The organism is Streptomyces sp. NPDC051567, assembly GCF_044454165.1.
Lineage (GTDB): Bacteria > Actinomycetota > Actinomycetes > Streptomycetales > Streptomycetaceae > Streptomyces.
The window spans coordinates 34,236-49,552 of sequence record NZ_JBITDK010000009.1 but is presented as its reverse complement, the minus strand read 5'-3'; the positions used below and the strand labels follow the sequence as shown (position 1 = coordinate 49,552).

The following is a 15,317-nucleotide window of genomic DNA, read 5'->3' as shown; positions in this document are numbered from 1 at the left end:
CCCGCTGCTCACCCGCCCCGCCGCTCACCCGCCCGCCGCTCACCCGCCCGCCGCCGTCCCCGGGGGGCTCCCACCGGCTCCGGGGACCCCGCGCCCGGGGTCCGGGGTCCGGCGACCGCCGCCGCCCCGCCCCGGGGGCTCCACCCGGGCGGGTTGTCGGACCCCGCAAGTAGGCTGGTCCGTATGGCCGACCCTTCCAGCTACCGCCCCGCGCCGGGACAGGTCCCCGACTCCCCGGGGGTCTACCGGTTCCGCGACGAGCACCGCCGGGTGATCTACGTCGGGAAGGCCAAGAGCCTGCGCCAGCGACTCGCGAGCTACTTCCAGGACCTCGCCGGCCTGCACCCCCGCACCGCCACGATGGTGACCACCGCGGCCTCCGTCGAGTGGACCGTGGTCTCCACCGAGGTCGAGGCGCTCCAGCTCGAATACTCCTGGATCAAGGAGTACGACCCCCGGTTCAACGTCAAGTACCGCGACGACAAGAGTTACCCCTCGCTCGCCGTCACGATGAACGAGCAGTACCCCCGCGTCCAGGTCATGCGCGGCCCCAAGAAGAAGGGCGTGCGCTACTTCGGCCCGTACGGGCACGCCTGGGCGATCCGCGAGACCGTCGACCTGATGCTGCGGGTCTTCCCCGTCCGCACCTGCTCCGCCGGGGTCTTCAAGCGCTCCGCCCAGATCGGCCGCCCCTGCCTCCTCGGATACATCGGCAAGTGCTCCGCGCCCTGCGTCGGCCGGGTCACCCCCGAGGAGCACCGCGAACTGGCCGAGGACTTCTGCGACTTCATGGCCGGACGCACCGGCACCTACCTGACCCGCCTCGAAGCGCGGATGCACGAGGCCGCCGAGGAGATGGAGTACGAGAAGGCCGCCCGGCTCCGCGACGACATCGGAGCCCTGCGCCGGGCCATGGAGAAGAACGCCGTGGTGCTCACCGACGCCACCGACGCCGACCTCTTCGCGGTCGCCGAGGACGAGCTCGAAGCCGCCGTGCAGATCTTCCACGTACGAGGCGGGCGCGTGCGCGGCCAGCGCGGCTGGATCACCGACAAGGTGGAGGCCGTCGACACGGCCGGGCTCGTCGAGCACGCCCTCCAGCAGCTCTACGGCGAGGAACGGGGCGAGTCCGTCCCCAAGGAGGTGCTGGTCCCGGTGCTGCCCGAGGACACGCCCGCCCTCGCCGAGTGGCTGGCCGGGCGCCGTGGCTCCCAGGTCTCCCTGCGCGTCCCGCGGCGCGGGGACAAGAAGGCCCTCATGGAGACCGTCCACCGCAACGCCCAGCAGTCCCTGGCCCTGCACAAGACCCGACGCGCGGGCGACCTCACCACCCGCTCCCGGGCCCTGGAGGAGATCGCCGAGGCCCTGGAGCTGGACAGCGCCCCGCTGCGCATCGAATGCTTCGACATCTCCCACCTCCAGGGCGACGACGTGGTGGCGTCCATGGTCGTCTTCGAGGACGGCCTCGCCCGCAAGAGCGAGTACCGGCGCTTCCAGATCACCGGCCGGGTCGGGGACACCCAGGTCTGGCACGGCGAGGGGCAGGACGACGTCCGCTCCATGCACGAGGTGGTCTCCCGGCGCTTTCGCCGCTACCTCCAGGAGAAGCAGAGGACGGGCGAGTGGGGGCCCGGGGAGACCGCAGAGCCCGCAGAGCCCGGGGAGAGGGCCCCGGACACCCCGCAGGACGACGGCCGCCCCCGGCGCTTCGCCTACCCGCCGCAGCTCGTCGTGGTCGACGGCGGCCGTCCGCAGGTCGCCGCCGCCCAGCGGGCCCTGGAGGAGCTCGGCATCGACGACGTGGCCGTGTGCGGCCTGGCCAAACGGCTGGAGGAGGTCTGGCTGCCCGGCGAGGCCGACCCGGTGGTCCTGCCCCGCACCAGTGAGGGGCTCTACCTGCTCCAGCGGGTCCGTGACGAAGCCCACCGGTTCGCCCTGCGCTACCAGCGCGACAAGCGCGGCAAACGGCTGACCTCCGGGCCGCTCGACGAGGTGCCCGGCCTCGGCGAGAGCCGCAAACAGGCCCTCCTCAAGCACTTCGGTTCGGTGAAGAAGCTCAGACAGGCGACAATCGAGCAGATCTGCGAGGTCCCGGGCATAGGCCGCAAGACGGCCGAGACCGTGGCCGTGGCCCTCGCCCGGACGGCTCCCGGCCCCGCGGTCAACACGGCCACAGGAGAGATCATTGAGGACGAGGCACCCGCGTCCGCGGGGGCATCGTCCGAACGGGGGACCACGCCATGACCGAGCACGAGAACACGCACGACCGAGACGGAGCACAGGTGAGTACGGGCACGACAGCGGAGCCCGGCGAGACCGCCGAGGCGGCCATCCCCGAGCTGGTGATCATCTCCGGCATGTCCGGGGCCGGCCGCAGTACGGCGGCCAAGTGTCTGGAGGACCTCGGCTGGTTCGTCGTGGACAACCTCCCACCGGCGCTGATCCCCACCATGGTGGAGCTCGGCGCCCGCTCCCAGGGCAATGTGGCGCGCATCGCCGTCGTCGTCGACGTCCGGGGCCGCCAGTTCTTCGACGCCCTGCGCGAGTCCCTCGCCGACCTCGACAGCCGCGGGGTCACCCGGCGCATCGTCTTCCTGGAGTCCTCCGACGACGCCCTGGTCCGCCGCTTCGAATCGGTCCGCCGCCCGCACCCCCTCCAGGGCGACGGCCGCATCACCGACGGCATCGCCGCCGAGCGCGACCTCCTGCGCGAGCTGCGCGGGGACGCCGACCTGGTGATCGACACCTCCAGCCTGAACGTGCACGAGCTGCGCGCCAAGATGGACGCCCAGTTCGCGGGCGACGAGGAGCCCGAGCTGCGGGCCACCGTCATGTCCTTCGGCTACAAGTACGGCCTCCCCGTCGACGCCGACCTCGTCGTGGACTGCCGCTTCATCCCCAACCCGCACTGGGTCCCGGAGCTGCGCCCCTTCACCGGGCTCAACGAGGAGGTGTCGGGGTACGTCTTCAGCCAGCCCGGCGCCAAGGAGTTCCTCGACCGCTACACCGAGCTGCTCCAGCTCATCGCCACCGGCTACCGCCGGGAGGGCAAGCGGTACGTGACCATCGCGGTCGGCTGCACGGGCGGCAAGCACCGCAGCGTGGCCATGTCCGAGAAGCTCGCCGCCCGCCTCGCCTCCGAGGGAGTCGAGACCGTCGTCGTCCACCGGGACATGGGGCGCGAGTGATCGCACGGACCCCGCGGCTGAACCGCCTGCGCCGGCTCACCCCCGGGCGCGGCGAGACCGGCGGCAGCCGCACCGGCCGCCGCCGCGGCGCGGCCCCCAAGGTGGTGGCGCTCGGCGGCGGCCAGGGTCTGTCGGCCTCCCTCGCCGCCCTGCGCCGGATCACCGGTGAGCTGACCGCCGTGGTCACCGTCGCCGACGACGGCGGCTCCAGCGGCCGGCTCCGCGAGGAGCTCGGCGTGCTGCCCCCCGGCGACCTGCGCAAGGCGCTGGCCGCGCTCTGCGGCGACGACGACTGGGGCCAGACCTGGGCCCGGGTCATCCAGCACCGCTTCCAGTCCCGCGGGGACCTGCACGAACACGCCGTCGGCAACCTGCTGATCGTCGCCCTGTGGGAACAGCTCGGCGACCCCGTCCAGGCCCTGGACCTGGTCGGCAGGCTGCTGGGGGCCCACGGCCGGGTCCTGCCGATGTCGGCGGTGCCGCTGGAGCTCCAGGCCCTGGTCAAGGGGCACGACCCGGCCCGGCCCGAGGCCGTGGACACCGTCCGGGGGCAGGCCACGGTGGCCCTCACCCCCGGCGAGGTGCTCTCCGTCCAGGTCGTCCCGGGCGACCCGCCGGCCGTGCCCGAGGCCGTCGCGGCGGTCCTGGACGCCGACTGGGTGGTGCTCGGTCCCGGGTCGTGGTTCTCCTCCGTGATCCCGCACCTGCTGGTGCCGGAACTGCTCGACGCGCTGGTCGCCACGAAGGCCCGCAGGGTCCTCTCGCTGAACCTCGCGCCACAACCCGGTGAAACAGAGGGCTTCTCTCCGCAGCGTCATTTGGAGGTTTTGGCCCGACACGCCCCTAAACTCGCCCTGGACGTGGTGCTGGCCGACGAGGCCGCCGTGCCCGACCGCGAGTCCCTCGCCGATGCCGCGCAACGGTTCGGCGCCGCGGTCGAGCTGGCGCCGGTCGCCAGGCAGGACGGCTCCCCGAAACATGACCCGGAGCTGCTCGCCGCCGCGTACGACCGTATTTTTCGGATGCATGGAAGGATCGGCCCATGGCGATGACGCCAGCGGTGAAGGATGAGATCTCCCGGCTCCCCGTCACCCGGACCTGCTGCAGGAAGGCGGAGGTCTCGGCGATCCTGCGGTTCGCGGGCGGGCTGCACCTGGTGAGCGGCCGGATCGTCATCGAGGCGGAGCTCGACACGGGGATCGCGGCCCGGCGCCTGCGCAAGGACATCCTGGAGATCTTCGGCCACTCCTCGGACCTGGTCGTCATGGCCCCCGGGGGCCTGCGCCGCGGCAGCCGGTATGTCGTGCGGGTCGTGGCGGGCGGTGACCAGCTGGCCCGCCAGACGGGGCTCGTGGACGGCCGCGGCCGTCCCATCCGGGGACTTCCCCCTCAGGTGGTCTCGGGGGCCACCTGCGACGCGGAGGCGGCCTGGCGCGGTGCCTTCCTGGCACACGGCTCGCTCACCGAACCGGGCCGCTCCTCCTCCCTGGAGGTCACCTGTCCCGGCCCGGAGGCCGCCCTGGCCCTGGTCGGCGCCGCCCGCCGGCTCTCCATCGCCGCCAAGGCGCGCGAGGTGCGCGGGGTGGACCGGGTCGTCGTCCGCGACGGCGACGCCATCGGCGCCCTGCTCACCAGACTCGGCGCGCACGAGTCGGTCCTGGCCTGGGAGGAGCGCCGGATGCGGCGCGAGGTCCGCGCCACCGCCAACCGCCTCGCCAACTTCGACGACGCCAACCTGCGCCGCTCGGCGCGGGCCGCGGTGGCCGCCGGAGCCCGGGTCCAGCGCGCGCTGGAGATCCTCGGCGAGGAGGTCCCCGAGCACCTCGCGGCGGCCGGACGGCTGCGCATGGAGCACAAGCAGGCGTCCCTGGAGGAGCTGGGCGCGCTCGCCGACCCGCCGCTGACCAAGGACGCCGTCGCGGGCCGCATCCGCCGCCTGCTGGCGATGGCCGACAAGCGGGCCCAGGACCTGGGCATCCCGGGTACCGAGTGCAACCTCGACCTCAGCGAGGAGATGGCCGACAACCTGGCCGGATGACCGCGCGCCCCGCCACCGGCGGGGTCCCGCGCGCACCGCGGGGAGGGCCCGCACGCCCAGGCGTGCGGGCCCTTTCGGAACGCCCCATTGACATGATCATGCGGGATCGTGAGCCTGGCGTCCGAACGCTTCCGAGCAGACGACCCCAGGGGGACACATGAGGCACCGCGCGAGAGCCGTCCTCGCCGCAAGCACACTCGTCTTCGCCACCGTCCTCGCCGCGCTGCCCGGCGCGGCCCAGGCCCGGCCCGGCCCCGGGGACGCCCCCGCGGCCGACGAGGTACGGGTCTACGACGCCGACATCACCCGGGAACAGGTCCCGCTCGTCCTCGCCGCCGGCCAGGACGCCCACGAACTCGCCGAACGCGCCCCGGAGACCGGCACCGCCCGGGTCGAGCTCTACCTCACCGCGGGCCAGGCCGGACACCTCACCGCCCAGGGGGTCGGGCTCACCGAGCGCGTCCTCCCCGCCGGGGCCGCCGCCCGCACCCGGGCCGCCGGCGACGGGGTCTTCCGCCCCTACAGCGGCAAGGGGGGCCTCCAGGAGGAGATCCTCGCCACCGCCCAGGCCAGCCCCGGCCTCACCAAGGTCGTCTCCATCGGCAGGACGGTCCAGGGCAAGGACATCCTCGCCCTCAAGGTCACCAAGGACGCCCGCAGGACCGGGGACGGCACCCGCCCGGCCGTGCTCTACCTCTCCAACCAGCACGCCCGCGAGTGGATCACCCCCGAGATGACCCGGCGCCTGATGCACCGGACCCTGGACGGCTACGGCAAGGACCCGCAGATCACCAAGCTGGTGGACTCCACCGAGCTGTGGTTCGTGCTCTCCGCCAACCCCGACGGCTACGACCACACCTTCGCCCAGGACGGCCGCCGGCTCTGGCGCAAGAACCTGCGCGACAACGACGGCGACGGCAGGATCGGCGCGGGCGACGGTGTCGACCTCAACCGGAACTTCTCCTACAAGTGGGGCTACGACAACGAGGGCTCCTCCCCGAGCCCGGCGAGCGAGACCTACCGCGGCCCCGAGGCGTCCTCCGAGCCCGAGACCGTCGCCCTCGACCGGTTCCAGAAGCGCATCGGCTTCCGCTACGCCGTCAACTACCACTCCGCCGCCGAGCTGCTGCTCTACGGCGTGGGCTGGCAGGTGGCCACCTCGACCCCGGACGACGTCGTCTACCAGGCGCTGGCGGGCACCCCGCAGAACCCGGCCGTCCCCGGCTACCACCCGCAGCTCTCCTCCGAGCTGTACACCACCAACGGCGAGGCCGACGGCCACGCCGCCAACGCCAACGGCATCATGATGTTCACGCCGGAGATGACCACCTGCCGGACGGCCTCCGCGATCGACCCCGACGACCGGTGGCGGCCCGAGGACTGCGCCTCCGGCTTCAACTTCCCGGACGACGAGAAGCTCATCCAGGCGGAGTTCGCCAAGAACGTCCCCTTCGCGTACTCCGTCGCCGAGTCGGCCGCCCACCCGGACCGGCCGGTCTCGGCCGTGGGCCTGAAGGCCGCGGACTTCACCCTCGACCCCTTCACCACCTCCTACGCCGCCCGCGGCCAGGACCAGGAGGTCTCCGTCACCGCCCGCAAGGGGCTGCGGGACAAGGAGCTGAACTACCGGATCAACGGCGGTCGCGCCCAGGACGAGGAACTCACCGCCTGGAAGGGCGGCGAGGTCTACGGCGGCGAGGACAACAACTGGTTCGACCGGTACCGGGCGGAGATCGAGGACACGAAGCCCGGAGACCGGGTCGAGGTCTGGTTCACCGGACGCGACGGCTCCGGAGCGCGCGTCACCAGCGAGCGCTTCACCTACACGGTCACGGAGCGTCCGCGCGCGGACGTCCTGGTGATCGCCGAGGAGGGCGTCCGGGCCCTCCACGCCCGGACGTACGTGGACGCGCTGCGCGCCAACGGCAAGGCCGCCGCGGTCTGGGACGTCGCCACCCAGGGCGTCCCGCACGCCCTGGGCGTCCTCTCCCACTTCCGTACGGCCGTCCACTACACCGGGGCCCCGGCCCCCGGCGGCGGGACCCAGCTGGCGCTGCGCGACTTCCTGAACGAGGGCGGCAAGCTGATCGAGGCCGGTGAGCAGGCGGGCGGCAAGGCCCGGGTCGGCCCCGCCCTGACCGACGACTTCAGCCAGTACTGGCTCGGCGCCTACGGCCGGACGAACGCCACCGGCCCCACCGGCTTCACCGGAGCGGGTCCCCTCACCGGGGCCAGGGGCGGCCTCGGTGACGCGGCCGGCAACCCGCTGGACACCCCGGGCGCCTACACCGTGACCTCCGAGACCCTGCCCGTCGACCGGTTCCCGCAGTTCAGGAGCGCGCAGGCGGGCGGGTTCGCCGGGGTCGTGAACCCGTACGCCCCCTACACGGGCACCGGGATGGCCGCGGCCACCCATGCCGACGACGACTGGAAGCGGCTGGCCCGCACGATCGACCTGACCGGGGCCACCGCCGCCGACCGGCCCCGGCTGACGATGGCCCTGAACTGGAACACCGAGCCGGGTTACGACCACGCCCTCCTGGAGGCCCGTACGGCGGGCGGGGAGGACTGGACCACGCTGCCCGAGGCGAGCGGCCTGACCAGCGCCGCCGTGCCCGTGGAGTGCGAGGGCGGCTTCTTCGTGGGCGGCCACCCGTTCCTGCGCCACTACCTCACCCTCGCGGAGGGCGGTTGCACCGCGCGGGGCAGCAGCGGGGCGTGGAACAGCTTCACCGGCTCCTCCGGCGGCTGGAAGCAGGTCTCCTTCGACCTGAGCGCCTACGCGGGCAGGACGGTGGAGGTCTCGCTCTCCTCCGTCACCGACCCGAGCACGGGCGGCCGGGGCGTCTTCGCGGACGAGGCGCGGGTCTCCGTCGCGGGGACGGACCAGCCGGTGGAAGGGTTCGAGACCTCCCTGGGGGGCTGGACCGCCCAGGGCGCACCTGCCGGAAGTCCCGAGGTTCCGGGCGATTGGTCCCGGTCGGGGGAGCTGTTCCGGTCCTACGCGGCGGTCACTACGCGTGACACCGTGCTCCTGGGTTTCGGCCTGGAGCATCTGCCGGCCACTGCGGACCGAGTTCTACTCGTCGGTAAGGCGCTTCGCGCGTTGAACCACTGACCGGCCGACCACCTGTTGGTCACTATGGGTGACCGGGCACAAGGTCCCGCGGTCCCGCACCGGAACCCCCGGCGCGGGACCGTACCGGGGGCTCCCGGCGGAGCGGGGCGAGTGTCAGGCCCCGGTCGATGTCACCCGGAAGCTCACGGAGAGGTAGGGTCGTAAGCGGTCGGGGACTTCCCATACAGCTCGCCGGCGGACAGACCGGCGCACCAACGAGGAGATCGGTTCGTGACGATCCGCGTAGGCATCAACGGTTTTGGCCGAATTGGCCGTAACTACTTCCGGGCGCTCCTGGAGCAGGGAGCGGACATCGAGATCGTCGGTGTCAACGACCTGACTGACAACGCGACCCTGGTGCACCTGCTCAAGTACGACACCATCCTGGGCCGCCTCAAGGCCGAGGTCTCGCACACCGACGACACCATCACGGTCGGCGGCAACACCTTCAAGACCTTCGCCGAGCGCGACCCCGCGAACCTGCCGTGGGGCGAGCTGGGCGCCGACATCGTCATCGAGTCGACCGGCATCTTCACCAAGAAGGCCGACGCCGCCAAGCACATCGCGGCGGGCGCGAAGAAGGTCCTCATCTCGGCTCCGGCCAAGGACGAGGACATCACCATCGTGATGGGTGTCAACCAGGACAAGTACGTCCCGGCGGAGCACCACATCATCTCCAACGCCTCCTGCACCACCAACTGTGTGGCGCCGATGGCCAAGGTTCTCCTGGAGAACTTCGGCATCGTCAAGGGCATGATGACGACGGTCCACGCGTACACGAACGACCAGCGCATCCTGGACTTCCCGCACTCGGACCTGCGTCGCGCCCGCGCCGCCGCCGAGAACATCATCCCGACCACCACGGGCGCCGCCAAGGCGACCGCGCTGGTCATCCCGGAGCTGGCGGGCAAGCTCGACGGCATCGCGATGCGCGTCCCGGTCCCCACCGGCTCCGTGACCGACCTGGTCATCGAGCTGGAGCGCGAGGTCACCAAGGACGAGGTCAACGCCGCGTTCCTGAAGGCCTCCGAGGGCCAGCTGAAGGGCATCCTCGACTACACCGAGGACGCGATCGTCTCCTCCGACATCGTGAACTGGCCGTACTCCTGCACCTTCGACTCCTCCCTGACCATGGTCCAGGGCAAGAGCGTCAAGGTCATCGGCTGGTACGACAACGAGTGGGGCTACTCCAACCGCCTCGTCGACCTCACGGTCTTCGTCGGTGGCCAGCTCTAAGGCCGCAGGCTTCTAAGGCAAGGCACCACGATGTGAGCACAGGGTCCGGGCAGCGCGACGAAGCGCCGCACGGGCCCTGTCGCTTGCCTCGTTCTCCCTTCCTCGCCCCCGGGCGAAGGACTCGAAGGAGTAGACACACATGAAGACGATCGACGAACTGCTCTCCGAGGGCGTCGCGGGCAAGCGGGTCTTCGTCCGCGCCGACCTCAACGTGCCGCTCGCCAACGGCGACATCACCGACGACGGCCGTATCCGCGCCGTGCAGCCGACCATCGCGAAGCTCGCCGAGGCCGGCGCCCGCGTGGTCGTCGCCTCGCACCTGGGCCGCCCCAAGGGCGCCCCGGACCCGGCCTTCTCGCTCGCCCCGGTCGCGGCCCGCCTCGGACAGCTCCTCGGCAAGGACGTCGCGTTCGCCACCGACACCGTCGGCGCCTCCGCCAAGGAGACCGTCGCCGCCCTCGCCGACGGTGAGATCGCCGTCATCGAGAACCTGCGCTTCAACGCCGGTGAGACCGCGAAGGACGACGCCGAGCGCGGCGCCTTCGCGGACCAGCTCGCCGAACTCGCCGACGTCTACGTCGGCGACGGCTTCGGCGCTGTCCACCGCAAGCACGCCTCGGTCTTCGACCTGCCCGCGCGCCTCCCGCACGCGGCCGGCTACCTGATCGCCACCGAGATCGGTGTCCTCAAGAAGCTGACCGACGAGGTCGAGCGCCCCTACGTGGTCGTCCTCGGCGGCGCCAAGGTCTCCGACAAGCTCGCCGTCATCGACGAGCTGCTCGGCAAGGCCGACCGCATCCTCATCGGCGGCGGCATGGCCTACACCTTCCTCTACGCCAAGGGCTACGAGGTCGGCATCTCCCTGCTCCAGAAGGACCAGGTGGACGTCGTCAAGGAGTACATGGAGCGCGCCGAGCGGACCGGCGTCGAGCTGGTCCTGCCGGTCGACATCCTGGCCGCCACCACCTTCCCCGACCTGAAGACGAAGGCCCCCGCGGACTTCGTCACCGTCGCCGCGGACGAGATCCCCGCCGACCAGGAGGGCCTGGACATCGGTCCCAGGACCCGTGAGCTGTACGCCTCGAAGATCGCCGACGCCGGGACCGTCTTCTGGAACGGTCCCGTGGGCGTCTTCGAACACCCCGACTACGCCGGAGGCACCCGCGCCATCGCGCAGGCCCTCGTCGACAGCGACGCGTTCACCGTCGTCGGCGGTGGCGACTCCGCCGCGGCCGTGCGCACGCTCGGCTTCGACGAGAACGCTTTCGGCCACATCTCGACCGGTGGCGGCGCCTCCCTCGAATACCTTGAGGGCAAGACGCTCCCCGGCATCGCCGCACTGGAGGTCTGAACCAAAGTGACTTCGCGTACCCCGCTGATGGCGGGCAACTGGAAGATGAACCTCAACCACCTCGAGGCCATCGCGCACGTCCAGAAGCTCTCCTTCGCCCTCGCCGACAAGGACTACGACGCCGTCGAGGTCGCGGTCCTGCCGCCCTTCGTCGACCTCCGCTCGGTCCAGACCCTGGTCGACGGCGACAAGCTGAAGATCAAGTACGGCGCCCAGGACATCTCGCAGTACGACTCCGGTGCCTACACCGGCGAGATCTCCGGCCCGATGCTCGCCAAGCTGAAGTGCTCCTACGTGGCCGTCGGCCACAGCGAGCGCCGCCAGTACCACGGCGAGACCGACGAGATCTGCAACGCCAAGGTCAAGGCCGCCTACAAGCACGGGATCACCCCGATCCTCTGCGTCGGCGAGGGCCTGGACGTCCGCAAGGCCGGCGAGCAGGTCCCGTACACGCTGCGCCAGCTCGACGGCGGCCTCAAGGACCTCCCGGCCGAGCAGGCCGAGTCCATCGTGATCGCGTACGAGCCCGTCTGGGCCATCGGGACCGGCGAGGTCGCCACCCCCGAGGACGCCCAGGAGGTCTGCGGGGCGATCCGCGGCCGTCTCGCCGAGCTGTACTCCCAGGAACTGGCCGACAAGGTCCGCATCCAGTACGGCGGCTCGGTCAAGTCCGGCAACATCGCCGCGATCATGGCCCAGCCCGACGTCGACGGCGCCCTGATCGGCGGCGCGGCGCTGGACACGGACGAGTTCGTCAAGATCGTCCGCTTCCGCGACCAGTGAGTATCGCTGAGAGTATGCGGTAGGGCGGATACGTCGTACCCTTGCGGGGGCCAGCAGGCTGCACCATCAGCCGGCCGGCCCCCGCTGCACATCCCAGCGAAGCCGCAAAGCCAGAGAAGCCAGAAAGTAGGAATCAGCCGTGATTATGGGGTTCTCGATCGCCCTGGTCGTCTTCAGCGCCCTGCTGATGCTGCTCGTGCTGATGCACAAGGGCAAGGGCGGCGGCCTTTCCGACATGTTCGGCGGCGGCATGCAGTCGTCGGTCGGCGGGTCCTCCGTCGCGGAGCGCAACCTGGACCGCATCACCGTCGTCGTCGGTCTGCTGTGGTTCGCGTGCATCATGGCCCTCGGTCTGCTGATGAAGGCGGGCCGCTGACGGTTGTGACCGTTTTGGCCATTGCGGCGGTCCGGCCGGAGCCGCCCGGCCTATCATGAGGTCCTGCGTCCACACCATGGAATGAGTAACTCCATTCACTGGACGCGCGTTGGGCCTTACGTAGACCCGGGCGCCCGCGGCGGACCTTTCCCTCACGCTCCGCGGCACCATCACGCAGGGAGTTACGACCGTGGCAAGTGGCAACGCGATTCGTGGCAGTCGAGTCGGAGCGGGGCCGATGGGCGAGGCGGAGCGCGGCGAGTCCGCACCCCGTCTGCGCATCTCCTTCTGGTGCTCGAACGGGCACGAGACGCAGCCGAGCTTCGCCAGCGACGCGCAGGTTCCGGAGACCTGGGACTGTCCGCGCTGCGGCTTCCCGGCCGGCCAGGACCGGGACGACCCGCCGGCGCCGCCGCGCACCGAACCGTACAAGACGCACCTGGCGTACGTACGGGAGCGGCGCACGGACGCCGACGGCGAGGCGATCCTCGCCGAGGCGCTCGCCAAGCTCCGCGGCGAGATCTGAGACTCGCGGGCCACAAGGTGACTGGAGGCCCGGTCGCGCAGGAGTCTTCTCCTGCGGGACCGGGCCTCTTTGTGCGCGGTGGCCCGCTCCCGATCCCTTAAGTTGGTGATCGGCGGGGCACACAGGACGGAAGAAGTGGGTTGATGGCCGAGATGAACGCACAGCAGGCCGCCGCGCGGAGCGCGTCGAGCGAGGGTGGCGGTGAGCGGCCACAGGGTCGTACGAAGCTCAACCGGACACCGGAGTGGCTCGCCCTCGGCAAGCACCGGGAAGAGCTGGGCCGCACGCACCTGCGGGAGCTGTTCGAGGCCGATCCGGGCCGGGGCACCGGCTACACCCTGCGCGCCGGGGAGCTGTACGTCGACTACTCCAAGCACCTCGTCACCGACGAGACGCTGGCGCTCCTGTACGAGCTGGCGGACGCGACGGGCGTGGCCGGCCTGCGCGAGGCCATGTTCCGCGGCGAGAAGATCAACACGACCGAGGACCGGGCGGTCCTGCACACCGCCCTGCGCGCCCCCGAGGGCGCCGTCATCGAGGTGGACGGGGAGAACGTCGTCCCCGGTGTCCACGCCGTCCTCGGCAAGATGGCCGCCTTCTCCGGCCAGGTCCGGTCGGGGGAGTGGACCGGCTTCACCGGCAGGCGCATCACGAACGTCGTCAACATCGGCATCGGCGGCTCCGACCTGGGCCCGGCGATGGCCTACGAGGCCCTGCGCGCCTTCAGCGACCGCGAGCTGACCCTGCGCTTCGTCTCCAACGTGGACGGCGCCGACCTGCACGAGGCCGTGCGGGACCTGGACCCGGCCGAGACGCTCTTCATCATCGCCTCCAAGACCTTCACCACCATCGAGACGATCACCAACGCCACCTCGGCCCGCGCCTGGCTGCTGGAGGGCCTCGGCGGGGACCCGGCGGCGGTGGCCCGGCACTTCGTGGCGCTCTCCACCAACGCGGAGAAGGTCACCGAGTTCGGCATCGACCCCGCCAACATGTTCGAGTTCTGGGACTGGGTCGGCGGGCGCTACTCCTTCGACTCGGCCATCGGGCTCTCGCTCATGATCGCGATCGGGGCGGACTCCTTCCGCGAGATGCTCGGCGGCTTCGAGACGATGGACCGGCACTTCCTTACGGCCCCGGCGGAGCGGAACGCGCCGCTGCTGCTCGGGCTGCTGGGCATCTGGTACGGCGGGTTCTACGACGCCCAGTCGCACGCGGTGCTCCCGTACAGCCACTACCTGTCGCGGTTCACCGCCTACCTCCAGCAGCTCGACATGGAGTCCAACGGCAAGTCCGTGGACCGTGACGGCGACCCGGTCCAGTGGCAGACCGGCCCGGTGGTGTGGGGCACGCCCGGCACCAACGGGCAGCACGCCTACTACCAGCTGATCCACCAGGGCACCCGGATGATCCCGGCGGACTTCATCGGCTTCGCGCGGCCGGTGGCGGATCTCCCGCCGCTGCTCGCGGCCCAGCACGACCTGCTGATGGCGAACTTCTTCGCGCAGACCCAGGCGCTGGCCTTCGGCAGGACGGCGGCGGAGGTCCGGGCGGAGGGCGTCCCCGAGCCGCTCGTCCCGCACAAGACCTTCCAGGGCAACCACCCCACGACCACGATCCTCGCCACCGAGCTGACCCCGGCCGTGCTGGGACAGCTGATCGCCCTGTACGAGCACAAGGTGTTCGTCCAGGGCGCGGTGTGGAACATCGACTCCTTCGACCAGTGGGGCGTGGAGCTCGGCAAGGTCCTCGCCAAGCGGGTGGAGCCGGCCCTGACGGAGGGCGTGGACGTGCCCGGCCTGGACCCCTCGACCAAGGCCCTGGTCGCCACCTACCGGGAGCTGCGCGGCCGCGGCTGAGCACCCCGGCCCCGGGACCGGTGTACGCGGGTCGGCGTACGGGGGTGTCTCAGCCCCGCGGGTACATCTCCGGCGGGAGCTGCGCCGCCGCCGCGCGGTCCAGCAGCCACAGGGTGCGGGAGCGGCCGTACGCCTGCGCGGCCGGGGCCTGGACGGAGCCCGCGCCGCCGAGGGCGATGGCCACCGCGCCCGCCTTGTCCTCGCCCGCCGCCAGGAGCCACACCTCGCGGGCCGCCCGGATCGCCGGGAGGGTCAGCGAGATCCGGGTGGGCGGCGGCTTCGGGGCGCCGTGGACGCCGACCACCGTGCGCTCGGTCTCCCGCGCGGCCGGGTGCTCCGGGAACAGGGAGGCCACGTGGGTGTCCGGGCCCACCCCCAGCATCAGCACGTCGAAGCGGGGCACCGGACCGTGGTCCTCGGGCCCGGCGGCCTTCGCCAGCTCGGTCGCGTACGAGGCCGCCGCCGCGTCCGCGTCGGAGCCGTACGGGCCGTCCGAGGCGGGCATGACGTGGACCCGGGCCGGGTCGAGCGGGACGGAGTCCAGGAGCACCTCGCGGGCCTGGACGTGGTTGCGCTCCGGGTCGTCACCGGGGACGTACCGCTCGTCGCCCCACCACAGATCCAGCCGGGACCAGTCGACCGCGTCCCGGGCCGGGGCGGCGGCCAGGGCCGCGAGCAGCCCGTTGCCGTTGCGTCCGCCGGTGAGCACGACGGACGCGGAGCCGCGGGCCGCCTGCGCGTCCACGATCTTCGTGATGAGCCGGGCCGCCGTGGCCTGGGCCATCAGCTCCTTGTCCCGGTGGACGACGACCTGGGGAGTCGTCATACCCATGGTGTTGCCG

The 15,317-nt window shown here is 71.7% G+C and carries 12 protein-coding genes; 11 read left to right on the top strand and 1 reads right to left on the bottom strand.

All coding sequences use genetic code 11. The features are described 5' to 3' along the window. The first annotated feature begins 183 nt into the window (after nucleotides 1-183). The 11 genes from uvrC to pgi all read left to right on the top strand — a co-directional run bounded on the left by uvrC (nucleotide 184) and on the right by pgi (nucleotide 14,475). The gene (uvrC, locus tag ACIA5F_RS12985; RefSeq protein ID WP_399352061.1) at nucleotides 184-2,244 is read left to right on the top strand and encodes an excinuclease ABC subunit UvrC; all 2,061 of its coding nucleotides are present in this window, start codon (nucleotides 184-186) and stop codon (nucleotides 2,242-2,244) included. Then, on the top strand, nucleotides 2,241-3,188 hold the full coding sequence (gene rapZ / locus ACIA5F_RS12980) for an RNase adapter RapZ (RefSeq protein ID WP_399352059.1): 948 nt from the start codon (nucleotides 2,241-2,243) through the stop codon (nucleotides 3,186-3,188). Before uvrC ends, rapZ begins: the two co-directional genes overlap by 4 nt. Beyond that, a complete protein-coding gene (gene yvcK, locus ACIA5F_RS12975) occupies nucleotides 3,185-4,240 on the top strand; it encodes a uridine diphosphate-N-acetylglucosamine-binding protein YvcK (protein WP_399352057.1) in 1,056 nt (351 codons plus the stop codon). The genes rapZ and yvcK overlap by 4 nt, the downstream gene beginning before the upstream one ends. Then, the gene (whiA, locus tag ACIA5F_RS12970; RefSeq protein ID WP_399352055.1) at nucleotides 4,231-5,226 is read left to right on the top strand and encodes a DNA-binding protein WhiA; all 996 of its coding nucleotides are present in this window, start codon (nucleotides 4,231-4,233) and stop codon (nucleotides 5,224-5,226) included. The genes yvcK and whiA overlap by 10 nt, the downstream gene beginning before the upstream one ends. Nucleotides 5,227-5,383: 157 nt before the next feature. Continuing rightward, nucleotides 5,384-8,344 (top strand): M14 family zinc carboxypeptidase, encoded by a 2,961-nt coding sequence (locus tag ACIA5F_RS12965; protein WP_399352053.1) that lies wholly within the window; start codon nucleotides 5,384-5,386, stop codon nucleotides 8,342-8,344. Nucleotides 8,345-8,575: 231 nt separating this feature from the next. Next, nucleotides 8,576-9,580, top strand: a complete 1,005-nt coding sequence (gene gap / locus ACIA5F_RS12960; protein ID WP_399352051.1) for a type I glyceraldehyde-3-phosphate dehydrogenase — start codon at nucleotides 8,576-8,578, stop codon at nucleotides 9,578-9,580. Nucleotides 9,581-9,719: 139 nt separating this feature from the next. Then, complete coding sequence (locus ACIA5F_RS12955) at nucleotides 9,720-10,931, top strand: phosphoglycerate kinase (protein ID WP_399352049.1); 1,212 nt, start codon at nucleotides 9,720-9,722, stop codon at nucleotides 10,929-10,931. Nucleotides 10,932-10,937: 6 nt separating this feature from the next. Then, a complete protein-coding gene (tpiA, locus tag ACIA5F_RS12950) occupies nucleotides 10,938-11,714 on the top strand; it encodes a triose-phosphate isomerase (protein ID WP_399352047.1) in 777 nt (258 codons plus the stop codon). 145 nt (nucleotides 11,715-11,859) lie between these two features. Next, a complete protein-coding gene (gene secG / locus ACIA5F_RS12945) occupies nucleotides 11,860-12,090 on the top strand; it encodes a preprotein translocase subunit SecG (RefSeq protein ID WP_399352353.1) in 231 nt (76 codons plus the stop codon). Between the two features lie 190 nt (nucleotides 12,091-12,280). Next, nucleotides 12,281-12,616, top strand: a complete 336-nt coding sequence (locus tag ACIA5F_RS12940) for an RNA polymerase-binding protein RbpA (protein WP_399352045.1) — start codon at nucleotides 12,281-12,283, stop codon at nucleotides 12,614-12,616. 152 nt (nucleotides 12,617-12,768) lie between these two features. Beyond that, complete coding sequence (gene pgi / locus ACIA5F_RS12935) at nucleotides 12,769-14,475, top strand: glucose-6-phosphate isomerase (protein ID WP_399352351.1); 1,707 nt, start codon at nucleotides 12,769-12,771, stop codon at nucleotides 14,473-14,475. Nucleotides 14,476-14,524: 49 nt separating this feature from the next. On the opposite strand, the gene pgl is transcribed toward pgi, so the two are convergent. After that, a complete protein-coding gene (pgl, locus tag ACIA5F_RS12930; RefSeq protein ID WP_399352043.1) occupies nucleotides 14,525-15,301 on the bottom strand; it encodes a 6-phosphogluconolactonase in 777 nt (258 codons plus the stop codon). Between the last annotated feature and the right edge of the window lie 16 nt (nucleotides 15,302-15,317).

Bases quoted from the DNA above. Each gene is read 5' to 3' on its own strand.
- pgi (WP_399352351.1), top strand. From the start codon at position 12,769: ATGAACGCACAGCAGGCCGCCGCGCGGAGCGCGTCGAGCGAGGGTGGC.
- uvrC (WP_399352061.1), top strand. From the start codon at position 184: ATGGCCGACCCTTCCAGCTACCGCCCCGCGCCGGGACAGGTCCCCGAC.
- whiA (WP_399352055.1), top strand. From the start codon at position 4,231: ATGGCGATGACGCCAGCGGTGAAGGATGAGATCTCCCGGCTCCCCGTC.
- pgl (WP_399352043.1), bottom strand. From the start codon at position 15,301: ATGACGACTCCCCAGGTCGTCGTCCACCGGGACAAGGAGCTGATGGCC.
- ACIA5F_RS12955 (WP_399352049.1), top strand. From the start codon at position 9,720: ATGAAGACGATCGACGAACTGCTCTCCGAGGGCGTCGCGGGCAAGCGG.
- secG (WP_399352353.1), top strand. From the start codon at position 11,860: ATGGGGTTCTCGATCGCCCTGGTCGTCTTCAGCGCCCTGCTGATGCTG.
- ACIA5F_RS12965 (WP_399352053.1), top strand. From the start codon at position 5,384: ATGAGGCACCGCGCGAGAGCCGTCCTCGCCGCAAGCACACTCGTCTTC.
- rapZ (WP_399352059.1), top strand. From the start codon at position 2,241: ATGACCGAGCACGAGAACACGCACGACCGAGACGGAGCACAGGTGAGT.